This window comes from Porphyromonas sp. COT-108 OH2963 (assembly GCF_000768895.1).
GTDB lineage: Bacteria > Bacteroidota > Bacteroidia > Bacteroidales > Porphyromonadaceae > Porphyromonas_A > Porphyromonas_A canoris.
Genome location: NZ_JRAP01000007.1, coordinates 42,361 through 64,762, shown reverse-complemented (window position 1 = coordinate 64,762; position 22,402 = coordinate 42,361). Strand labels below are relative to the sequence as shown.

At 41.3% G+C, this 22,402-nt stretch carries 17 protein-coding genes; 10 read left to right on the top strand and 7 right to left on the bottom strand.

Annotated features, from left to right (window positions below):
* Window positions 1-47 precede the first annotated feature (47 nt).
* The 5 genes from HQ39_RS03090 to HQ39_RS03070 form a co-directional block, all read right to left on the bottom strand.
* Complete coding sequence (locus tag HQ39_RS03090) at window positions 48-665, bottom strand: DUF4290 domain-containing protein (protein ID WP_052079389.1); 618 nt, start codon at window positions 663-665, stop codon at window positions 48-50.
* 6 nt (window positions 666-671) lie between these two features.
* Window positions 672-2,015 (bottom strand): glucose-6-phosphate isomerase, encoded by a 1,344-nt coding sequence (locus tag HQ39_RS03085; protein ID WP_036863652.1) that lies wholly within the window; start codon window positions 2,013-2,015, stop codon window positions 672-674.
* A gap of 46 nt (window positions 2,016-2,061) precedes the next feature.
* Complete coding sequence (locus HQ39_RS03080; RefSeq protein ID WP_081964515.1) at window positions 2,062-3,123, bottom strand: NAD(P)H-dependent glycerol-3-phosphate dehydrogenase; 1,062 nt, start codon at window positions 3,121-3,123, stop codon at window positions 2,062-2,064.
* Window positions 3,124-3,176: 53 nt separating this feature from the next.
* Window positions 3,177-4,700 (bottom strand): lysine--tRNA ligase, encoded by a 1,524-nt coding sequence (gene lysS, locus HQ39_RS03075; protein ID WP_036788929.1) that lies wholly within the window; start codon window positions 4,698-4,700, stop codon window positions 3,177-3,179.
* 269 nt (window positions 4,701-4,969) lie between these two features.
* Window positions 4,970-6,052 carry a hypothetical protein gene (locus tag HQ39_RS03070; RefSeq protein WP_036863650.1) on the bottom strand — a complete coding sequence of 361 codons (1,083 nt, stop codon included), beginning with the start codon at window positions 6,050-6,052 and terminating at the stop codon, window positions 4,970-4,972.
* A 146-nt stretch (window positions 6,053-6,198) separates the two neighbouring features.
* Between HQ39_RS03070 and HQ39_RS03065 the strand changes: the two genes are divergently transcribed.
* The 10 genes from HQ39_RS03065 (at window position 6,199) to HQ39_RS03020 (ending at window position 18,434) form a co-directional block, all read left to right on the top strand.
* A complete protein-coding gene (locus HQ39_RS03065) occupies window positions 6,199-6,792 on the top strand; it encodes a nitroreductase family protein (protein WP_036863647.1) in 594 nt (197 codons plus the stop codon).
* A 3-nt stretch (window positions 6,793-6,795) separates the two neighbouring features.
* Window positions 6,796-7,698: a diaminopimelate dehydrogenase gene (locus tag HQ39_RS03060; protein ID WP_036788935.1), complete on the top strand. Its 903-nt coding sequence runs from the start codon at window positions 6,796-6,798 to the stop codon at window positions 7,696-7,698.
* A gap of 472 nt (window positions 7,699-8,170) precedes the next feature.
* Window positions 8,171-8,644: a ribosome assembly cofactor RimP gene (gene rimP / locus HQ39_RS03055; protein ID WP_036863645.1), complete on the top strand. Its 474-nt coding sequence runs from the start codon at window positions 8,171-8,173 to the stop codon at window positions 8,642-8,644.
* A 47-nt stretch (window positions 8,645-8,691) separates the two neighbouring features.
* The gene (nusA, locus tag HQ39_RS03050) at window positions 8,692-10,023 is read left to right on the top strand and encodes a transcription termination factor NusA (protein WP_036788939.1); all 1,332 of its coding nucleotides are present in this window, start codon (window positions 8,692-8,694) and stop codon (window positions 10,021-10,023) included.
* Between the two features lie 101 nt (window positions 10,024-10,124).
* Window positions 10,125-13,130: a translation initiation factor IF-2 gene (gene infB / locus HQ39_RS03045; protein ID WP_036863639.1), complete on the top strand. Its 3,006-nt coding sequence runs from the start codon at window positions 10,125-10,127 to the stop codon at window positions 13,128-13,130.
* A gap of 41 nt (window positions 13,131-13,171) precedes the next feature.
* The gene (locus tag HQ39_RS03040) at window positions 13,172-13,648 is read left to right on the top strand and encodes a CvpA family protein (RefSeq protein WP_036863636.1); all 477 of its coding nucleotides are present in this window, start codon (window positions 13,172-13,174) and stop codon (window positions 13,646-13,648) included.
* Between the two features lie 59 nt (window positions 13,649-13,707).
* On the top strand, window positions 13,708-15,165 hold the full coding sequence (gene sufB, locus HQ39_RS03035; RefSeq protein WP_036788945.1) for a Fe-S cluster assembly protein SufB: 1,458 nt from the start codon (window positions 13,708-13,710) through the stop codon (window positions 15,163-15,165).
* A 62-nt stretch (window positions 15,166-15,227) separates the two neighbouring features.
* Window positions 15,228-15,983: a Fe-S cluster assembly ATPase SufC gene (gene sufC / locus HQ39_RS03030; protein ID WP_036788947.1), complete on the top strand. Its 756-nt coding sequence runs from the start codon at window positions 15,228-15,230 to the stop codon at window positions 15,981-15,983.
* 31 nt (window positions 15,984-16,014) lie between these two features.
* Entirely contained in the window at window positions 16,015-17,424 is a 1,410-nt protein-coding gene (sufD, locus tag HQ39_RS03025) for a Fe-S cluster assembly protein SufD (protein WP_160216102.1), read from the top strand.
* A 23-nt stretch (window positions 17,425-17,447) separates the two neighbouring features.
* The gene (locus HQ39_RS03020) at window positions 17,448-18,434 is read left to right on the top strand and encodes a calcium/sodium antiporter (protein WP_036863853.1); all 987 of its coding nucleotides are present in this window, start codon (window positions 17,448-17,450) and stop codon (window positions 18,432-18,434) included.
* A gap of 307 nt (window positions 18,435-18,741) precedes the next feature.
* Here HQ39_RS03020 and HQ39_RS03015 read toward each other — a convergent pair whose 3' ends face one another.
* Entirely contained in the window at window positions 18,742-20,298 is a 1,557-nt protein-coding gene (locus tag HQ39_RS03015; protein ID WP_036863630.1) for a rhomboid family intramembrane serine protease, read from the bottom strand.
* Window positions 20,299-20,444: 146 nt separating this feature from the next.
* Window positions 20,445-22,325 carry a hypothetical protein gene (locus HQ39_RS03010; RefSeq protein WP_152565494.1) on the bottom strand — a complete coding sequence of 627 codons (1,881 nt, stop codon included), beginning with the start codon at window positions 22,323-22,325 and terminating at the stop codon, window positions 20,445-20,447.
* Window positions 22,326-22,402 lie beyond the last annotated feature (77 nt).

Here is a 22,402-nt window from a genome sequence, read left to right as displayed (position 1 = left end):
GGTCCATTACCATAATTCTCGGATATTTTGAACGCAACTCAAAAACGCTACTTACGTTGTTGTTTGCTTTTTTTCTTCTGTTTGTGTTTGTCTGAAACAGGCATGGGACTTACATCAGGAAGCAGGCAGTCGAACTCGTCCAAGTATATTTTGCCATCAGACATCTCGTGCAGATCCTTGAAGATCTTTTCATTTTGAACCTCTCCTTTATTCCAAGTGACGTATGCCTTTTTCATCTGTATCGCTGTGATACACTCTCTCTGCTTGCGAAGATCGGGATCTTCTGTTGCCATGGATATCTGTATCATCTTTTCTATCCCATGTCCATAGTGGCGGTATCTTGGAAGATTATAATGATAAGGGATCTTATCCGGATTAAATTTAGCATCTTCTTCACTCCGCACATCCACAGGAAAGTCAATGTCTAATTTGAAATCAGACATTGCGTACAAGTGATCCCACAATACTTTGACATTCTCTATGTCGTCCGTTTTCACTCCGCTCTTTCTCGCCATGAGCGAGATAATGTACTCGGCACATTTTAGTCTTTCTACCCTGTTGGATAAGCCCATACAGATATCCAGCATATCTTGAATGGCTCTTCCATATTCCGGGATAGTTAACTTTTTAAGAGCTGTATTATAAGGGATATTAGGTCTGTTCATTTCTATTTATTTCTTGTTAAGTCTGTTTTGAATGGCTACGGAAGCTTCCTCATAGCCTGGCTTATTCAGCAGAGCAAACATATTATTTTTATACGCTTCCACTCCGGGCTGATCAAAAGGATTAACCCCAAGAAGATATCCGCTTATTCCAACCGCTCTTTCAAAGAAATAAAAGAGTTGTCCTAAAGAGAACTCATTCAAAGCCGGAAGCTCAATTCTTATGACAGGAACACCGCCATCCTTATGAGCTAAGATCGTTCCCTCTTCCGCTTTCTTATTTACTTCATCTACACGTTTTCCTGCAATGTAGTTAAGACCATCGAGGTTTTCTTTATCTGTTGGGATTTTAACCTCATACTTAGGCGTTGCTGTACTTAGTACGGTCTCAAAGATTATTCTTTCACCTTCCTGTATCCACTGTCCCATGGAGTGAAGATCGGTGGTCAAGTCCACAGCTGCATTGAAGATCCCTTTGAACTCTTTGCCCTCGCTTTCCCCAAAAAGCTGTTTCCACCACTCGCCAATAAAGTGCATTTTAGGGTGATAGTTTGCAAGGATTTCTATTTTCTTTCCGCTCTGATAGAGAGCATTTCTGACAGCAGCATACTGAATGGATATGTTTTCCTCCCCGGTTACTTGAGCAGATGTCTGAAGCATCATCTCTTTAGCTCCGCGTACCAACTCCTTAATATCAAATCCTGCAACAGCTATTGGTAGCAATCCACAAGGAGTTAAGACAGAAAATCTGCCACCAACATTGTCCGGAATAATAAAGCTTGTATATCCCTCTTCATCTGCAAGTTTACGAAGAGCGCCCTTGCTGCTATCTGTTATGGCAATAGTGTGCTTGGTGGCAAAATCCTTTCCTTCTTGTGCCTCAAGGAGCTCTTTCAGAAGACGAAAAGCAATGGCTGGTTCGGTTGTTGTACCACTCTTGGAAATATTGATTATTCCAAACTTATGTCCTTTAAGAAGCTCTATAAGTTCATATAAATAATCTTCCGAGATATGATTCCCGGCATAGAGAAGAGTTGCTTCTTTCTTAGTCTTAAAAGGGGCAAAACTATCTTGAAGGGCTTCTACAACTGCTTTTGCTCCGAGATATGAGCCTCCGATACCAATAGTTACAACAAACTCACAGTCTTTGCGAAGCAGATCTGCAACAGATTGTATATGGTTTAGGTCTTGTTCCGAAATATCCTTGGGTAGAGAAAGCCATCCCAGAAAGTCATTCCCTTTTCCGGTTTCATTTTCGAGAGACTCGTTGGCAGCCTGCGCCAAAGGAATCAGCTCTTTATATCTGTTCTCTATATCTGCACTATACAATGCTCCTGCTATCTCAATCTTCATCTTTTGTTATATATTATATATACGGTATAATAGTTGTTTGTCAATCTTAAATAAATTGCTTGGTAAGGTCTGCAATAGCTTCCTTGGGAGAGACTTTTTCGTAAAGGATCTTATATACAGCCTCCATTATAGGTAGGTTTGCTTTGAAACGTTTAGACACTTCATGCACACACTTCGCTCCATAGTAACCCTCCGCCACCATCTCCATCTCCAATTGGGCTTGTTTGACGGAGTAACCTTTCCCGATCATGGATCCGAATGTTCTGTTTCGACTAAAACGAGAATAGGCTGTAACCAAGAGGTCTCCAAGATATACAGAGTCTGCTATCTCTCTCTCCTCTTTTTGTACCATATCAACGAAGTCCTTCATCTCTCTAACAGCATTGGAAATCAATACGGCTTGAAAATTGTCCCCATACTTCATGCCGCTACATATTCCTGAAGCTATCGCATAGACATTCTTCAAAACGCTTGCATACTCAACGCCGACAACATCCGTATTTATTGAGCAACGAATATTTTTGCTCGCCACACAGTTCTTTAGTTGCTCAGCTTTCTGTTTGTCGCTACAAGCTATGGTTAGATACGAAAGCCTATCCATTGCCACCTCTTCGGCATGACAAGGTCCGCCTATTGCTCCAATGTAATCTACCGGAATCTTAAGATTGTCATGTAGATAGTCCGAAATAAGCACGTTATCTTCCGGAACAATGCCCTTGATGGCATTGAGAAAAAACTTCCCTTTTGTGTTGGCTTTTTTGATTTTACTCAAAAGATTTCGAACGTAGGGGGATGGTGTTATCAGGATAATTGTGTCGGAGTTTTCTATCAACTCCTCAACATCCGTATAGAAGTTTATTCTATCAGTTTCAAAATTGACACTCGAGAGATAACCGGGGTTATGCCCCCCTTGAATAAACTGCTTTACAGTATCCTTAAATCTGAAATACCAATTTATCTCATCTGCATTTTGGAGCAATATTTTAGCCAAAGCCGTTGCCCAGCTTCCACTACCCAACAAGCCTATACGACCGGGAGACCAGGAAGAATCTTCAAGATTAGTAGCCTTAGCTACTCTATCATCTGCATCAGATAGGGCTTGTGCCATACAATATCTCTATATTTTGATACCCTTTCGGATATAGTCATTACTATTGTCGTTTAGATGTCCTTTCTCGGACGCATTTGTGGGAAGAACAGTACCTCTTGTATACTCTCCTGTCCGGTGAGAAACATTACCAGACGATCCATTCCTATTCCCATTCCACTTGTCGGAGGCATTCCATATTCCAAGGCACGAACAAAATCTTTGTCTATAAACATCGCCTCGTCATCACCTTTTTGAGAAAGTTTGAGCTGATCTTCGAATCTTTCCAACTGGTCTATCGGATCGTTCAACTCACTGTAAGCATTCGCTATTTCTTTCCCATTGACCATCAGTTCAAATCGTTCCGTAACGCCGGGAATACTTCTGTGCTTCTTAGTAAGAGGAGACATCTCTATCGGGTAGTCTGTGATGAAAGTTGGTTGGATGTAGTGCTTTTCACACTTTTCGCCAAAGATTTCATCAATCATTTTCCCTTTGCCCATAGTGTTGTCCACCTCTATGTGCATATCCTTACAAGCCTGACGGATTTCGTCTTCATTTTTGTTGTAAATGTCGAATCCCGTATGTTCTAATATGGCATCTCTCATGGAGATCCTTTTATAAGGAGCTTTGAAATCTATTTCAGTAGATCCGATAGTCGTTTTAGTTGTACCCAACACTTCTGTTGCCACATATTCAAGGAGTTGTTCGGTCATGTTCATCATCCAGTTGTAGTCCTTGTAAGCCACATAGATCTCCATAGCTGTAAATTCCGGGTTGTGTGTACGGTCCATACCCTCATTACGGAAATTACGGGAGAACTCATATACTCCGTCAAAGCCACCAACGATAAGTCTTTTCAGATACAGCTCGTTTGCTATACGAAGATAGAGTGGAATATCGAGAGTATTATGGTGGGTGATGAATGGTCTTGCCGCGGCTCCTCCCGGTATTGGTTGGAGTACAGGAGTATCTACTTCCAGCCAACCACGAGCATTGAAGAAGTCTCGCATAGCATTGAATATCTTTGTCCGCTTGATAAAGATCTCTTTCACGCCGGCATTAACCACAAGATCCACATAACGCTGACGGTAACGTTGTTCCGGATCACTGAAGCTATCGAATACCTGATCGTCTTTTGTCTTCACCACAGGAAGTGGACGCAGGCTCTTGGAAAGCAGCTTCAACTCTTGCACATGAATGGATATTTCTCCCATTTTTGTGCGAAAAACATAGCCATAAACCCCAATGAAGTCTCCGATATCCAATAGCTTTTTGAATAGCGTATTGTACAACTCTTTGTCTTCACCCGGACAGATGTCGTCTCTTGTGATATAAAGTTGGATTCGACCTGTAGAATCTTGAAGTTCACAGAAAGCTGCCTTCCCCATAATTCTACGTCCCATAACGCGTCCTGCCACGTATACCATACGTTTAGGCGCATCTTCCGGCTCGTCTTTGAAAGAACTTTTTATCTCTTCAGCATAGGCATTTACGGGGAATTCTTCTGCCGGATAGGGGTCTATACCCAAGTCTATGATTTGTTGAAGACTTTCTCTCCGGATTCTTTCCTGTTCTTTTAGGTCTTTTATCTCCATATATCTGTTACGTTTTTATATTTCTACTCTTGTGTTTTTGGGATCATCATCCAAAAGGAAAGAGTCAACCAATAGATACGATACGGAAACAAACAAGAGAACGAAGCAGATAACCATTTTAAGGTATCCGTCCGTCTCTATGTTTTCCATACTCTGAGTACAAAGATAGACAATAATACTCAAACCTTACCGGTGTTATTTACCTTAAAAACGAAATGAGGGTATTAAGGTGGCAAGAATAATAAAAACTCTCATGGAGTTTGCATGAACTACTCATGGTACACAATCTCATAGAGGAGCATATATTGGGCTTCGAGCTGTCCGGTAGTTTCGTTGACATGATACGTTATGGTCTTCTGTGGGTTGCCATATTTATCATGTTCTGTAACAGATTTCGTTGTCATCTTATTGTCTTTGTAGTTTATGGTAATAGTATTGCCATTGTCTTCGTGGGTGATAACGGTTTTCTCACCTGCACTTGTTTCGGTTGTCTCTTCTATCAGTTTGCCTTTCTTGTAGGTATAAGTGTAAGTTGTTATATGCTTCTTGCCTTTCTCTTCTTTGACCTCTTCTACAAGATTTCCTTTGTTGTCAAATTTTCTGCTGACTCGGATCTTTTCCGGAGATCTGTCCAACTTACTTAGAAATAGCTCTTCAATCTCCTCTATTACTCTGCCTTTACTGTCATATTTGTAGCTCTTTTTGCTGTCCGGTTCCGTTTTGCTCTTTTTTACAAAAGTGATTTCTTCCAGCACTCTATTTTGCTCATCATAAGTGTAAGCGTACTTTTGATAGTTTGGATTACTATCGGGAGTCTCATGACAATGCTTCTCTATAAGATTGTTTTTATCGTCATAGAGATAAGTTTCTTTCTTATAGACAGACTCCTCAAAGGTAGGTTCGTCACCACCTTCCGCATCGAAATCGTCATTTATTTTCTGTTCAACGCACAGCTCCTCCATCAGCAATCCCGTCTTTGGATCATACTTGTAGGTCCCTGTATATTTGATCCCCCCTGCAAGAAGATGAGTATAGCCTGTTTTTTTGCCATTCTCATTATATTGGTAGCTGTATTCATCTCTTGGAAGATCATTACTGCTCCTGAACCCTTCAGCCATGAGCTGTCCTTTTTGATCAAATTCACTGAATTCATAATCCGACTGAGAGATCCATACAGAATCACTGTTGATGTAAAATAAAGTGCTTTTCACGAATTTTACATTCCCGTAATATCCTGTTTTTTCATAATTCGGATCTACTGTTTTCTCTTCGCCATTGTCTGAACAACCTCCCCAAATGGCAGGAGATAAAAGGAAAAGCAGGGTCAGAAAAAAATCTTTGTGATGCTTCATAAATGTTGATAGTTTAAGTGGTAGATTGTGGTTCTATGTTTGTGTCGGATTCGTGTGATTCCTCACATGTGACAAATTTACATTTTTATTGATTATAGAAAAGGATAAGGTATAAAAAAGAATATCCTTTTTGTACCTTTGTTCTCATGGAAGACTTAAAAGAACTATTCCGCCGAAACAGATCTTACAGACGTTTCGACGAATCGGAGAAGATTGATGAAGCAGAGATTTCAAAATGGATTGAGTCTGCTCGATTCTGTGCATCGGGGAGAAATCTTCAGCCGATCAAGTATATCATCGTAACCGATGCAGAGCTTTGTAATGCGCTTACCGCAACAGTGAAATGGGCAGGCTACTTACCGGAATGGGATGGACCTGAAGTGGGAGAGAGACCTACGGCTTATGTCGCGCAGCTATTGGATACCACTCTAACCTCTACGGTACGGTTGGATGATGGTTTGCAGCTGTCTGCCATAACGCTCTCTGCCGTCGAAGCCGGTTATGGATGCTGTATATTCCAGAGCTACAATGCTGCCACCATAACCGAGATGCTGGGCTTGCCCGAAGGGTTGAAGCTAATGTCCGTAGTGGCGGTAGGCAAACCCATCGAGGAGGTTATAATAAAAGACATAGAGCCGGGCGAGTGCATCAAATATTACAGAGATGAAAAGAGAAGGCACATAGTGCCTAAAAGAAAGCTTTCGGAGCTGATATACAAGGCACCGGATAAGAAATATTGAAAGATGAAGAGCGAAAAGATTGGAGTAGCAATAGTAGGCTATGGCAATATCGGGCGTTATGCGTTGGAAGCTATAAAGGCTTCTCCGGATTGTGAACTGCGAGGGGTGGTAAGACGCAACCCGAATGATGTCCCGGAAGAGCTACGCTCTTATAGTGTCGTTGCTTCTTTGGAGCAGCTTTCAAACGTAGATGTCGCTCTGCTTGCTTCGCCCACACGCTTGGTAGAACAGGCTGCCAGAAAAGCATTGGAGCTGGGTATATCTACCGTAGACAGCTTTGACATCCATGGGGAGATCGTTTCTCTCAGACGCTCTTTAGACGAAGTGGCAAAAAAAACAGGGCGCGTAGCCATCACTGCAGCAGGCTGGGATCCGGGAAGCGATAGCGTTGTGCGTATTCTCATGCAGGCAATGGTGCCTCAAGGAATCACTTATACCAACTTTGGTCCCGGTATGAGTATGGGGCACTCTGTTGCTGCAAAATCTATACCCGGAGTAAAAGACGCTCTTTCCATGACTATTCCTCTCGGCACATCTGTACATCGGAGAATAGTCTATGTCGAGCTGGAAGAAGGGTATGATCCTGATCAGGTCTCTGCTTCTATAAAGTCTGACCCTTACTTTGTCCATGATGAAACTCATGTTATAGCCGTAAAGTGTGTGGCTGATCTTAAAGATGTCGGGCATGGAGTGGTAATGAGCCGTAAGGGTGTCAGCGGTTGCACGCACAACCAAATGCTGGATTTCTCCATGCGGATCAATAATCCGGCTCTCACTTCACAGATACTGGTGGCATGTGCAAGAGCAGCTACAAGACTTTCTCCCGGCTGTTACACTCTTCCGGAGATTGCTCCGATTGATTTGCTGCCGGGGGATAGAGAGGAGTGGATATCCAAACTGGTTTAAGAGGATACTCTTTTCCGCTCTTTCAGAACAAAATCAAACGTTAAAACTATAAGCGAAATTCCTGATTTTGCTATCTGTTATAATTTAAGAATGAACGTGTTCAAAATTTTCATTGTTCACGTTCATTTTTTATGTTTAATACGATAAAAAATAGCATTCAAGGCTTGCTTTGTCTCTTTCATGCCTTGCTTTGCTCCATTCATGGTTTGATTTGTAAAAGTCAAGACTCGGTTTATCAAAAAGTTAGGCTTCAGGGGAGTTTTTTAATGCATTGAACTCTTTTTGTAAACAGGTTCGGAGAAAATTTATATCCGCTTTTTGAATATTTATTATAAGTATAAGCCGATAATATGGATAATTATGCTTATATTTGCAAGCGGAATGGAAGGAGGGGGCGTATGCCTTCTCCTTCGTTTTTGTTGAAAATAATATTTCGGAGAAAATAGCTCTGATCTAAATGTAATGCTGAAACATGATAGATAAGCAAGACGTTGTCGCACTGGCAGAACGCTTTATAGAGGAGAGCGGGAAAGAGTACTTCCTTGTAGAGGTGGCTGTTCATCCCGGTAATGCAATCTCCATAGAATTTGACCACATGGATGGTGTCTCCATAGATGAATGCGTTGCACTAAGCAAGTACGTAGAGAAAGGGCTGGATCGAGAAGTGGAAGACTTCGAGCTCGAAGTGGGTTCTCCGGTGCTTACAGACCCGCTTCGTCATCCATTGCAGTACCGTAAGTTTTTCGGAGAGACGGTCGAAGTGTTGTTGAAGAACGGACAGAAGAAAAAGGGTACTCTTGTCTCTTTTGACGGACAGACCGTTACGGTAGAGGTAACAGAGATGCTGAAAAAGGAGGGAGACAAGCGAAAGAAAGCTTATAAAGAGGAGATGAAGTTCTCTCTCGATGAGATAAAATGGACGAAATATATTGTTCCGTTCAAGTAACAGGAAGAGAAATAAAAAACGTATACACACAATAGCAGGCAAGAAGTATGGCTAAGAAAAAAGAGACGATGAGCATGATAGACTCTTTCTCGGAGTTTAAGAGTCTGAAAAATATCGACCGTGAAACCTTGGTGAAGGTTTTGGAAGAGTCGTTTCGTAACGTTATAGCTAAGATGTTTGGCTCTGATAGTAACTTTGACGTTATTATCAACCCGGAGAAGGGAGACTTGGAAATTTGGAGAAACAGGGAGGTTGTCGAAGACGGCCAAGCTACCAATGCCATGACCCAAGTAGAATTATCCGAAGCGTTGGAGCTGGATCCGGATACAGAGTTGGGCGAAGAGCTTACAGATCAGGTTTACTTTGAAGACTTTGGACGCCGTGCCATATTGAATCTTCGCCAGACATTAACTTCAAAGATATTAGAGCTTCAGAAAGATGCTCTCTATGGAGATTATATCAAGAGAGTAGGTCAGATCATCACTGCTGAGGTGTATCAAGTGTGGAAGAAAGAGGTGCTGCTGTTGGACTACGATGGCAACGAACTTATTCTTCCCAAACAATACCTTATCCCCAGAGATCGTATCAAAAAGGGAGATAGTGTAAGAGCTATTATAGAGAGGGTTGAAAACAACAATAATAACCCCAAGATTATACTTTCCAGAACATCCAACGATTTCCTAAAAGCCCTTTTTGAACTGGAAGTGCCTGAAATCGCCGATGAGCTTATCACTATTCGTCGTGTAGCCAGAATACCGGGAGAGAGAGCGAAGATTGCCGTCGAGTCTTTTGATGACAGAATAGACCCTGTTGGTGCTTGCGTTGGTGTCAAAGGAAGCCGTATTCATGGCATTGTGAGAGAGCTTCAGAATGAAAGTATAGACGTGATACAATATACTTCCAATCTTGGACTGTTTATACAACGTGCCTTAAGTCCGGCAAAGATAGCCTCCTATCATGTTAATGAGGAGAATGGTCATATAGAGGTTTATTTGAAACAAGATCAAATCTCTTTGGCAATAGGTAGAGGTGGAGCAAACATAAAGCTTGCTTCTCAACTTTTAGGACACGAAATAGATATCTTCAGGGATGATGCCGACAGCATTGATGAGGAAGATATTTACCTTGAAGAGTTTGATGACGAAATAGAACCATGGGTGATAGATCTTCTTAAGAGTGTCGGATGCGATACCGCAAAGTCTGTCCTTAACAAGAGTAGGGAAGAACTTATCCGTGTAACAGATCTTGAAGAAGATACAATAGACTTCGTGTTGGAAGTGCTTCGATCGGAATTTGAGCAAGATACTGTACAGCCATCAACAGAAGAAGATAAGCGCGAAGCTGAGGACCAAACTTCTAATGAGAGTAAAGACCTATAAGCTTATTTAGCTTACAAGATGTTTCGGATTTCTTTTCTGTAAAACATCTGTGAGGATATGATGGGGATGTATTTAATGAAATAAAAGAGAGTATCAGAGATATGCCAAGTATAAAGATCATAAATATTAGTCGAGACATAAAGGTCGGAGTTAACACGGTAGTTGAATTCCTGCAAAAGAAAGGTGTTGTGGAAGATTTCGGTCCCAATACACGTGTCTCTCCGGAGGATGGAGTGGCTTGTGTAAAAGAGCTGGGAAAATCTCTTTCACAAGAAGAAAAAGACGATCTGATAAGAAAGTACACATCCCCAAAAGCAAATAGAGGTGAAGGTGCAACTACTTCCGCAGAGCTGAAGAAGGAGCATAAGGTTGTTCCCTCTAAGGAGTCATTCCCAAAGAAAGAAGAGGTAATAAAAGCTTCTGTCCCGGAAGATCTTAAGCCTAAGATCGTTTCTAAGGGTTCGATAGACTTGTCTGACGGACATCCTTCAAAAGGAAGTTCACAAAAGGAAGCGGAAAGCAAACTTGTTGTGGATAAGGTTGAACCCCAAAAGAATAAGGAAGAGCAAGCCCCCGTGGTAGAGAAAAAACAGGAAGTACAGGCTACGCCGGTTACGATTAAGGAGAATCCGTTGCCTGAGAAGACAGCTCCGGAGAAGAAGACAGAAGATAAGAAGGTAGTTTCTGAAAAGCCACAAAAGGTGGAAGAGAAAAGACCGGTGGATACCCCAAATAAGAAAGAGGTCTCTGAAAAACCTTCTGTCGAGAAGAAAGAAAAGCCTAACCAAGAGGTGGCACCAACGTCTTCATCGGCTATAAGTACAGAAAAGAAAGAGGAGACTTCCGTCTCTTCCGCTGTGGAAGCTCAAATGCCGGGCGTGAAGATCTTAGGCAAGATAGATCTCTCTACAATAGAAGGATACTCAAGTGCCGGACAGAGAAAAAAGAAAAAAGGTAAGGATGGTGGGGAAGCCGATATCAATGTTGAGAAGAAAAAACGTAAAAGAATCGGTAAACAGAAGGTGGATATAACTTCTCCTGAGAATCAGTCTAAAGAAACAAAGGGCAATCAGAAGAAAAATGCTTCTGCCAATAATGGTAGTCAAAGTCAGAAAGGACGACCAGACCAATCATCTTCCAATAATAATGGTAAACTTGGCCGGAAGGCTAAGCGTGCAGCCGTAGTAGCTAAGGCTGAAGTTTCTCAAGAAGAGATACAAAAGCAGATCAAAGAGACGCTGCAACAAATGCAGAATCAGAAAAGAAAAGGTGCTACTGCTGCTAAGTATAGAAAAGATAAAAGAGAAGCTCATCGCCGTGAAGCGGATGAGATGGAAAGAGAAAATGCAGAAAGCAAAGTCTTACGCTTGACGGAGTATGTTACTCCCAACGACCTTTCTTCGATGATAGACGTTCCGGTGAATGAGATTATCATGCTCTGCTTTAATATCGGAATTATTGTTTCGATCAATCAACGATTAGAGAAAGAAACAATAGATCTCGTACTCGAAGAGTATGGATATACTCCGGAGTATGTCGAAGCAGAGGTAATAGATGCTATCTCCTCGGATGAAGAGGAGAGAGAAGAGGACTTGGTTCCCAGAGCTCCTATTGTAACCGTTATGGGGCACGTGGATCATGGTAAAACATCCTTGCTCGATAATATCAGGAAGACTAACGTTATAGCCGGAGAAGCCGGTGGTATCACTCAGCACGTGGGTGCATACAGTGTAAAGCTAAGCGATGGAAGAAGAATTACCTTCTTGGATACTCCGGGTCACGAGGCTTTTACCGCGATGCGTGCACGGGGAGCCAAGGTTACGGATATTGTGATAATTGTGGTTGCTGCCGATGATGGTGTTATGCCTCAGACTATAGAAGCTATAAATCACGCGTCCATGGCAGGTGTTCCTATTATTTTTGCAATAAATAAAATAGATAAGCCTTCTGCAAATCCGGATAAAATAAAAGAGGAACTTGCAAATCTAAACTACCTTGTAGAGGATTGGGGAGGAAAGTATCAGTCTCAAAATATTTCGGCGAAAGGAAATATCGGGATAGATGAACTCTTGGAAAAAGTTCTCTTGGAGGCAGAACTTTTGGATCTTAAGGCAAATCCGAATAAGAGAGCTGCCGGCTCCGTTATCGAATCTACATTGGAACATGGTCGCGGTTATACTACAAAGGTTCTTGTGCAAGAGGGAACTTTGAGAGTGGGAGACTATATCCTTTCCGGTATGCACTACGGTAGGGTAAAAGCTTTGTTCAATGAACGTGGACAAAATGTCGATAACGTAGGTCCTTCTACTCCTGTAAAAGTTTTAGGACTTAATGGAGCTGCTCAAGCGGGGGACGCTCTAAACGTTATGCCATCAGAGCATGAGGCACGAGAGATTGCGGCTAAACGTACGCAACTTCAGAGAGAACAGAGAGAAAGAATGCATAAAGTTCCGACTCTGCAAGACTTAGGAGCAAGAATCAAAGATGGTAACGTTCAAGAGCTTAACGTTATTGTTAAGGGAGATGTTGACGGTTCTGTCGAGGCTCTTTCCGGATCTATTGAAAAGCTTTCTACGGATACTATCCGTATCAGAGTAATCCATAAGGCTGTCGGACAGATTTCGGATTCCGACGTGATGCTGGCCGCTACTTCGGAAGGTCTTATCATTGGTTTCCAAGTACGTCCTTCGGCTTCAGCCAAACGCTTAGCGGAGAGTGAAGGAGTAGAGATACGTACTTACTCTGTTATCTATAATGCACTGGATGACGTGAAAGCAGCTATGGAAGGTATGCTTGAACCTGAATATGAAGAGAATGTAACAGCCAATTTGGAAGTAAGAGAAACATTCCGCATAAGCAAGGTGGGTACTATTGCAGGCTGTATAGTCAAGGATGGTAAGATAAACAGACATAATAAGGTGCGTCTGATACGAGATGGAATCGTACTATATTCCGGAGAGCTTGCATCTCTTAAGAGATTTAAGGATGATGTGAAAGAGGTCGGATATGGATATGAATGCGGTCTGAATCTTGAAGGCTATAATGATCTTCTTGTAGGCGATATCATAGAAGCCTATGAGGTTGTAGAGGTAAAGAAAAAACTCTAATAGCTCTCCTTGAACAAGATTAAGTATAGCGCTTTGTGGATATGCAAGGTATAGACATAGCTTTACTAATAATTCTAATTATTGCTTTTATAAAAGGCTTGCGGGATGGTTTCATCCTGCAAGCTTTCTCAGTTTTAGGGTTATTGGCTGCTATGATTTTAGGTATAAGTTTAGCACCGGTATTGATAAACTTTATTCCTATAAAGCCGGAGGGAGGAGCCTTTATAGCTATGTGGATTGTCGCTTGGATAGTAACATCCTCTATTGTTCTGCTTCTTTTCTCAATGCTCAGTAAGATTTTATCTTCTACTGTAAACTCAACTCCTTTGGGATTTATAAACAAATTCTTGGGTGGCCTGTTTTCTATTGTCGCTACAGGTTTGATACTCTCATTTCTTATTGGATTGTATGAAATGGGGAGGTCAAAATTCGGTTTCCCCGATCTCTATAATCCCGAACAAAAGACATTATTATATGATCTTATACGTGAGTTTTCAGTCTTTAGACTTACCTCATAACATCATCAACACATACCATAAATAAAAACACCAAAAACTTTATTACACTTTTAGACTTCATGGAAGAAATACAAGACTCAGATAAAATTATTTCCGATGTAACCTCTTCGGAATATAAGTATGGTTTTGTTACAGATATAGAGACAGAGACTATTCCTAAAGGACTCAATGAGGATATTATCCGTCTGATATCAAAGAAAAAGAACGAACCGGATTGGTTGCTCGAATATCGCCTAAAAGCTTACGAGGCATGGACGAAGATGGAGATGCCTACATGGGCTCATTTGAATGTTCCAACGATAGACTATCAAGATATTATTTATTACGCAGCACCTAAGACAAAGAATCCCAACCTTACGGAAGACGGTGAAATTTTGCCGGAGTTAGTGGAAGCTTTCGATAAGTTAGGTATTCCATTGCACGAAAGAGAAGCTCTTACAGGAATGGCAGTAGACGCCGTTATGGATAGCGTTTCCGTAAAAACCACCTTTAAGGAGACTTTGGCGGAGAAAGGGATTATATTCTGCTCGTTTTCAGAAGCTGTTCAGGAGTATCCGGATCTTGTAAAAAAATATATGGGCAAGGTTGTAGGTTTTAGAGACAACTTCTTTGCGGCTCTTAACTCTGCAGTTTTCAGTGACGGCTCTTTTGTTTATATCCCGAAAGGAGTCAGATGTCCGATGGAGCTAAGTACTTATTTCCGTATAAATTCTGTCAATACCGGACAGTTTGAAAGAACTCTTATCGTCGCAGATGAAGACTCTTATGTCTCTTATTTGGAGGGATGTACAGCTCCCATAAGAGATACCAACCAGCTTCATGCCGCAATTGTAGAAATCATAGCCGAAGATAGAGCAGAGGTTAAATACTCTACTGTTCAAAACTGGTATCCGGGAGATAAAAACGGAAAAGGTGGAATATACAACTTTGTAACGAAAAGAGGAATTTGCAGAGGGTTCAGATCCAAAATTTCATGGACACAGGTTGAGACCGGCTCTGCTATAACATGGAAGTACCCAAGCTGTATCCTTAAAGGAGACGAATCTGTGGGAGAGTTTTACTCTGTTGCGGTTACCAATAATTACCAGATGGCAGATACCGGAACTAAAATGATTCACTTGGGCAAGAATACCAAAAGCCGTATTGTTTCCAAAGGAATTTCTGCCGGATATAGCCAAAATAGTTACAGGGGACTTGTAAAAGTGGCTCCGGATGCGGATAACTCAAGAAATTATTCCCAATGCGACAGTTTGCTGCTTGGTGATAAATGTGGTGCTCATACGTATCCATACGCAGATATTCAGAGTGATACAGCTATCATAGAGCATGAAGCAACTACCTCTAAGATTAGTGAAGATCAGATTTTCTACTGCAATCAAAGAGGTATCAATACCGAAGAGGCTGTAGCTTTGATCGTGAATGGCTATGCCAAGGAGGTGATGAACAAACTACCGATGGAGTTTGCCGTTGAAGCCCAAAAGTTGTTGTCCATCTCTTTGGAAGGGTCTGTCGGATGATACTATCGGTATCGTAACAATTATTTCTGTAATATATACAATCAAAATATACATCAAAAACAATGTTAAGTATTAGAAATCTTCATGCCTCAGTGGAGGGAAAACATATACTCAAAGGTATTAACCTAAACATAAATCCCGGGGAAGTCCATGCAATAATGGGACCTAATGGATCTGGAAAAAGTACTCTCTCTTCAGTCCTTGTAGGGAATCCTCTTTTTGAAGTTACCGAAGGGGAAGTTTTCTTTGAAGGACAAAACTTATTGGAGTTAGAGCCGGAAGAACGCGCTCATTTGGGAATATTTTTGAGTTTCCAGTATCCGGTAGAAATTCCCGGTGTGAGCATGGTTAATTTTATGAGGGCATCTCTCAATGAACTTCGTAAAAGTCAGAAAAAACAACCCCTGTCGGCGACAGAATTTCTTAAGTTAATGAGAGAAAAGAGAGCATTGGTAGAGTTGGATTCCAATCTTGCCAATCGTCCCGTAAACGTAGGTTTCTCCGGAGGAGAAAAGAAGCGCAACGAGATCTTTCAGATGGCAATGTTAGAACCGAAGCTGGCTATCTTGGACGAAACAGACTCCGGATTGGATATTGATGCACTTCGGATTGTTTCAAATGGTGTGAATGCTCTGAAGACAAAAGAGAATGCCACACTTGTGATAACCCACTATCAGAGACTTTTGGACTATATCAAACCTGATTTTGTGCATGTATTGTTAAAAGGACGTATTGTAATGTCCGGTGGCCCGGAGCTTGCTCTAAAGTTGGAGGAGCAGGGTTATGATTGGCTAAGAACCGGTGAGGAGACTGAGTAATACTGTTCCAGTTTAATTTATGCAAGATACCATGACAAGAATCAGTAATACAACTACTCCGATGGAAGATAGATATGTCGCGCAATACATAGACTTCTATCGGAAATATAAGGATTTATGCAACTCCAACTCTCCGGAAGTGATGAATTTGAGGAGAGAAGAGGCATTGAATATTCTCGAACAGCATGGTCTTCCCAAGAGTTTGAGTGAAGACTACAAAAGATTCGATGTTCAAGCTATTTTAGAAAAAGATTGGGGCATAAAGCTTTCCACACTGAAAAATAAAGCAAACCCATACTGCTCTTGCCGTTGCAGCATGGGAGAGATAGCCCCTCTACGCTTCTACATGCACGATGATGAAGTGTACTCCATTCCTCAAGAAGATAGAGCAACACCCGATGGAAGCTATACCGAAGCCCTGAAGAAAGGTGTTTTTATAGGAAGCATAGTCGAATTTGCTGAGAAACATCCGGATATATTGCAGAAATACTACGGAAAGATAGCGGATATGGAGCGCAATACATTGGCGGCTCTCAATACTCTGTTTGCAAAAGACGTATTTGTTGTTCACATTCCTGAGAGTGTGGAGCTGGAGCAGACCATTCAGCTCATCATGCTTAGCGGTGGATATAAAAATGCACTGATTTCTTCCAGAGTGTTGGTGATCGTAGAAGATAAAGCAAAAGCTTCTCTTCTTATTTGTGATCATTCCGTTGCGGACTCTTCTTCTGTCAATAATACCTTGTTGGAGGTTTATGTTGGAAACTCTGCCTCTTTCACTCTATACGATATGGAGGAGACACATGAGGATCATATTCGTATATCCAATGCGCACTACCATCTTGCTGCAAATGCCACGGCAAAGGTTTGTCCTCTGACATTAACCAATGGCAAGACACGTAATAATATCTATGGTTACATAGAGGGAGAACACTCCAGCTTTACCGCTGCAGGTCTTGTCGTATTGGATGGCAGCAAGAGAGCGGACAACTATGTTTGGGTCAATCACTCAGTCCCTCACTGCCATAGTGATCAGCTGTTCAAGTACACTATGGATGATACCGCCGTAGGTAGTTTTACGGGAAGAATTTACGTGGCAAAGGATGCACAAAAAACGCAAGCTTACCAAAACAATAGGGGATTGAATCTTTCAGGTAAAGCCACCATGTACTCCAAACCACAGTTAGAGATCTATGCGGATGATGTTAAGTGTTCTCATGGTATGACTGTCGGACAGATAGACGATGGTGCTGTTTTCTACATGCGTCAGCGTGGTATCCCTTATTGGGAGGCAAAGATGCTTTTGACCATAGCCTTTATGGCAGATGTGTTGGAGTATATAGATTTAGAGCCTTTACGCGAAAAGCTCCAAGATGTACTCGAACAGCGTTATAGAGGAGGAAATTCTTTTTGCCACAATCGTAAGAGTCTTCTACAATAAATAGGTGAGATAGATTAATGATACTGCAAATACTTTTATTGATAGCCGGAATTGTTCTTGTAGTTGTCGGGGCAAATGGGCTCACAGAAGGGGCTTCTGCTGTTTCTAAACGGTTTAATATCTCCGATCTGGTGATAGGGCTTACCGTTGTTGCATTCGGCACATCGGCTCCGGAGCTGAGTGTAAGTATTATCTCTGCTCTGAAAGGAAGTAACGATATTGCTCTTGGAAATGTAATGGGAAGTAATATCTTCAATATTCTGGTTATACTGGGGCTAACAGCTGTTATTACTCCCGTAGCTATTGGTAAGACAACACGTAATAAGGAGATGCCTTTTGCTCTCTTTGCTGCTGTGTTGTTAGCCTTAATAGTTTGGGCACCTTGGGCTCCCGGTGCTGTCGAGGATGTTACTCGAATAGAAGGGTTGTTGCTGCTTATCATGGGTTTGGCGTTTGTTATATATACTGTATGGCTCTCCCAGCAGTACAGAAAGAGCAAGCTGAAAGAAGGAATAAAAGAAGATATCCCCTCTGCGGAGTCTATTGCAATCATGCCTGTTTGGAAAAGTATAGTATATATCGTAGGAGGACTGGCTGCTCTGATATATGGTGGGCATTTGTTTGTAGAGGCTTCTACATTCATAGCCAAGAGCTTGGGTGTGAGTGAAGCAGTCATCGGACTTACTTTGGTTGCAGCCGGAACATCCTTGCCCGAATTGGCTACTTCTATTGTAGCTTCAATGAAAGGTAAACCTGAGATTGCGGTAGGGAATGTGGTTGGAAGCAATATCTTTAACATCTTTATCGTTTTAGGTACTTCGGCTGTTATCAAACCGATGTCGGGGCTCTCTTTCACCAACATAGATGTTTGGATGCAAATCCTTTCTATGGCAGCTGTCTGGATTTTTGCAAAGTTCTTGTTTCCGGGAGAGATCAAGCGTTGGCAAGGAGCAGTCCTGTTCCTTATATATGTGGCTTATACGCTCTATCTTATTTACGCAGGAGCGTAAGCATACTCATCGGCTAAAGAGATTGAGAAGAGAAGCTGAAAGATACATGATAAGAAATACTCCTCAATAGCTTTAGAAGTTCTTTCTAACATGTTAATAAGTTGGCATAACGCCGAAATATATTAGGAAACAAGGCTTGATTGGTATCAATCAAGCCTTGCTTTTTGGTTATCAAAGCTTGGTTCTTACGATTCCAAGCCTGCTTTTAATTTTTTATTCCGGTTATGCTGTTTTTTGACCATATTAAATCTCTTTTCTTAATGCCTTAAATCGACTTTTCTTCTCCCAAAACATTGTTCTAAAAAGTTTACAGATCAAGTTCTCTGCCTTGTTTCCGGTTTTTAATGAATGGAGATAAGATCAGACTCAGTGCCACTCCGCCCAATAATCCTCCTATATGCGCCGCATTATCTATACCGGGAGTTATTCCCACCAACAGGTTTGCACCAACGAAGATAGCGGACTCTATCAACAGAGATTTTGCAGAAGTTGATGAAAAAGTTTTGGTCAGTATCAGGGTAATAAACGCTCCATACAGGCCGAATATGGCACCGGAGGCTCCAATACCCACGACCGGAGGAGTGTGCCACAGTACACTTGTTATGCTCCCAATAAGCCCCGAAAGCAGATAGATAAACAGATATTGAGAACGCGTTATTCTATTTTCAATGTCTATACCAATGATGGCAAGACAGACTGTATTGGCTATCAGGTGTGTTATACCACTGTGCAGGAAAATACTTGTAAGCAGTCGCCACCACTGTCCATCACGCACCATGGGACCATAGCAAGCACCCCAATTTATCAGATCATCTGCCTGAAAGGAGAAAAATCCTGCTCCGAAAAACATCATCAACAGGAATACCGCAATGTTGATGTAGATAAGAATAGGCGTAATAAAGAAGCCTTTGTGAGGTATTGCGGAGAGGAGGTTTTCTTTCCATATTATCTGTTCCATCTTATCCGGTTTCCCGGCTTTGATTCTCTTTAACTCCTTGTCATTTACTTTGGGTATGATGGACATCAGGAGCCATAACAGCGTTACGATGAGAACAGCCGTCAGCAGACGTTTCAGGTTATCCCCGTTTCTATGTTCGTATGGTTCACTCATGCCCACCAATATCACAGCGTCAGATATGCCAAGATCATTCCGGTTGAGAAGACTTTGGAAGTTCTTGAAATCTTCGGATGTTTTACCAATTCGTTCAAAGCAGGGGAATGAGAAAAAATCCTTTTGTTCTACTTGAATCCGGTTCTGTCTGATGAATTGATTGAATGCCTCTTCCTTTCTTTCATGGCTCATTCTGTTGGAAACACGATCTCTATAAGAGATACCCAGCCATGCGGAAGGAGTATGAGGAGAAACATCTGTCGAGGTTTTGTATATGGGCATGAGAACATACAGATACATATTGAAATGTTCCGAGTTTCTCCCGCTTATGTCATACGTGGTGTGATAGTATTTGGCTTTTGTATTGATATGATATGAGTCGATGTTGTAGTATTTGGTAGATTCATGCGCATGAATTTCTTCGACGGAGGGTAGTGTGGTCAGCTTACCGGTAGCTGTAACCATATATTTCTGTGCAATTATGGTAGGAATTGTCAGACTGAACCATGCAATGAGGGAATAGATGAAAGGCACTCGTAAGCGCAATGCTTTGACTTTGTTATGGATGAAGAGTCTTGTTACTATTCCGGCAAGTATAATAGGCAGAAGTGTTTCTGTGATGTTCTCATTCAGCTGAAAGATTCCGAGCCTGATAAACAGTACCCAATGTATGAGTGAGTAGCCGATCATCAGCCCGAAGAGGGCTGTTAAGAAGGGTTTGAAAACGATGTTCAGTTTTTCTCTTATCGCCATGGTTTTATGTATAGCATCTTATCGAGATAGCGGAAGTTGGTGAAGTATCTGTTTTTGCTCTCAAGTATCTTGCCGGCTCTTTATGTGTTGTGAGTACATTAAGGTCTTAAAGCCTCTTATCTGTTTCCCCTTTACGGCATTATGAACTATATAGAGCAGTCGTAATACAAATAATATTTTTCTCTATTTATACTTAACCTTAGCCCAAAAGTAACCGTTTTGCTCTCCATGAAAAGGTCTCTAAAATCTTTGTTGTTGAAGATCTTTTGGTGTAGTTGTAACAGCAGGTTTGAGTTTGTAAAATGGACTCCATTCTCTGCTTTTATTATAATGTCAACTTCTTTACCGTCCGGATCTTCGACACATATAGCTATTTCAGGTTTTACTAATGAAATCCTTGATAGATACTGATCCGCCTGTTGGGGAGTCATGACGTCGGAATTTTCTTTGTAAAACGTCTCTCTTACCTCTCTCTCCGTGAATAGATTTTTGTCGCCCAATGTCCACTTTATGTCGTTAAGAAGATTGATGAACAGCCTTTTCTCTTCTGTATCGAATATGACATAGTTTTCAAACTCATCACATCCCATAACTTTGTTCAGGGAGTTGATAAGCCTTCTTTTTGCTTCCGGTGTATTTTCAATGATGCCAAAATGATACATATCACAGCCGGTCTCTAAAGAAAACAGCAAGTAGCCCTTTTTTCTGATAGGACCGGCATAGAGAATAACCCTGTCATACGGATTGACATCTTCATGATCCTGGAAGAATATTTCATCCAAAGTAAACCCATCATTGGATTTTTCTTCTACTATATAGGATAATCCGTGTTTTGACAGCAGTGCATCTAACAGATATTCGATACCAATATCATTATCACTATCGAAAAACATCAAATGATCGTTCTTGAAAAGCTGCCAATCTAAGACTTTTGTTCCTATGATGTTCATCATCATATTGTCAATATCGTAGACGCCGATAGCATTGTAAAACTCTTTTGCAACTTCTCGAACCTTCCTTTCATGACGAATATCTTCTTCATAACGACCTATCAAATCCGCACTAAACGGCACTAATTCAAAACCTAAGTTCGTCTCAATTTTAGAGAGATGTTTTTCTTGGGTAAGTAAAATCATGGTTTCTTCCAAAAGGTTATCTTTGATCAGGAGCCACAGGTAATACCCTTTCTGCTTAAGAATGTCTGAAGCATGGTTTAGCAAGTCAAAATGGTCTGAGCACACCTTTTGAGTGTTAAAAACCATATTCGTTCTTTTCTCCAACCATTCGATAATACCGGCAAACGAATGCTTTCTTAGTGTTATTCCGAGAGATTGTCTCACCAAAAGCGTGTAGAAAAAATCTTGAAAAGAGAGTGCATCATGCGCCAAAGGATATTCTTCTCTTTTTTCTGTGTTCAAAGCAAAATATTGCTTCGCATAGGATATGAACCCCTCTTGATCTTCTGTCGGACAAAAATGAGCCGTGATATTCTCCATAAATGACAGGTAACCGAGCTTATTCATCTTCAGAAGCATCTGATATTTAAGATGAGTGAATAAAAGATGATATGCTGCTCTCAGCTCCGCCATACCTTTTATTCCCAGCTTTATACCTTTGGTCTTACGGAGGTTATTGGCTACGTCATGTCTGTTGGTGACGGAAACTTTATTCTGTCTTAAGTCAAGCCCTTCTTTCGTCAAAGAGAGAAAATAATTGTCAGGCTTCTTACTGTGATAAAAAGCCAGCTGCAATGGTGTAAGATAAAGGGAAGAGGGGCTCTCTTCTTCATTTTTATACCGCCATCCTGCATAGTTTTCTCCAAAGAGAACCTGTGCTGTGTCTAGCGTAGATAGTGAAACTCCGGAAAGTATTCCTTTTAGTTCTAACATCTCAAGCATCTTGGGAATAGAAAAACAGACTATTTCTTCTTCCGTATATATGCCCATTTTATGAAGACGCTTGGTCATTAAGATAATGTTATCGAAAAACTCTTTAGGGAAATCCTTAGGGTTAGCTGATTTTCCCATTATCTTATATTCTGAATAAAAGGCAATTGGAAGGAATTCTCTTTTAGTGGTCCTACTAAATATGTCGAATATTTTCA

Excerpts from the sequence above, each read along its gene's own strand:
- HQ39_RS03080 (WP_081964515.1), bottom strand. The coding sequence starts at position 3,123 with ATGGCACAAGCCCTATCTGATGCAGATGATAGAGTAGCTAAGGCTACT.
- HQ39_RS03065 (WP_036863647.1), top strand. The coding sequence starts at position 6,199 with ATGGAAGACTTAAAAGAACTATTCCGCCGAAACAGATCTTACAGACGT.
- HQ39_RS03040 (WP_036863636.1), top strand. The coding sequence starts at position 13,172 with ATGCAAGGTATAGACATAGCTTTACTAATAATTCTAATTATTGCTTTT.
- sufD (WP_160216102.1), top strand. The coding sequence starts at position 16,015 with ATGACAAGAATCAGTAATACAACTACTCCGATGGAAGATAGATATGTC.
- lysS (WP_036788929.1), bottom strand. The coding sequence starts at position 4,700 with ATGGAGATAAAAGACCTAAAAGAACAGGAAAGAATCCGGAGAGAAAGT.
- infB (WP_036863639.1), top strand. The coding sequence starts at position 10,125 with ATGCCAAGTATAAAGATCATAAATATTAGTCGAGACATAAAGGTCGGA.
- sufB (WP_036788945.1), top strand. The coding sequence starts at position 13,708 with ATGGAAGAAATACAAGACTCAGATAAAATTATTTCCGATGTAACCTCT.
- HQ39_RS03010 (WP_152565494.1), bottom strand. The coding sequence starts at position 22,325 with ATGGGAAAATCAGCTAACCCTAAGGATTTCCCTAAAGAGTTTTTCGAT.
- HQ39_RS03070 (WP_036863650.1), bottom strand. The coding sequence starts at position 6,052 with ATGAAGCATCACAAAGATTTTTTTCTGACCCTGCTTTTCCTTTTATCT.
- HQ39_RS03015 (WP_036863630.1), bottom strand. The coding sequence starts at position 20,298 with ATGGCGATAAGAGAAAAACTGAACATCGTTTTCAAACCCTTCTTAACA.
- rimP (WP_036863645.1), top strand. The coding sequence starts at position 8,171 with ATGATAGATAAGCAAGACGTTGTCGCACTGGCAGAACGCTTTATAGAG.
- sufC (WP_036788947.1), top strand. The coding sequence starts at position 15,228 with ATGTTAAGTATTAGAAATCTTCATGCCTCAGTGGAGGGAAAACATATA.
- nusA (WP_036788939.1), top strand. The coding sequence starts at position 8,692 with ATGGCTAAGAAAAAAGAGACGATGAGCATGATAGACTCTTTCTCGGAG.
- HQ39_RS03090 (WP_052079389.1), bottom strand. The coding sequence starts at position 665 with ATGAACAGACCTAATATCCCTTATAATACAGCTCTTAAAAAGTTAACT.
- HQ39_RS03060 (WP_036788935.1), top strand. The coding sequence starts at position 6,796 with ATGAAGAGCGAAAAGATTGGAGTAGCAATAGTAGGCTATGGCAATATC.
- HQ39_RS03085 (WP_036863652.1), bottom strand. The coding sequence starts at position 2,015 with ATGAAGATTGAGATAGCAGGAGCATTGTATAGTGCAGATATAGAGAAC.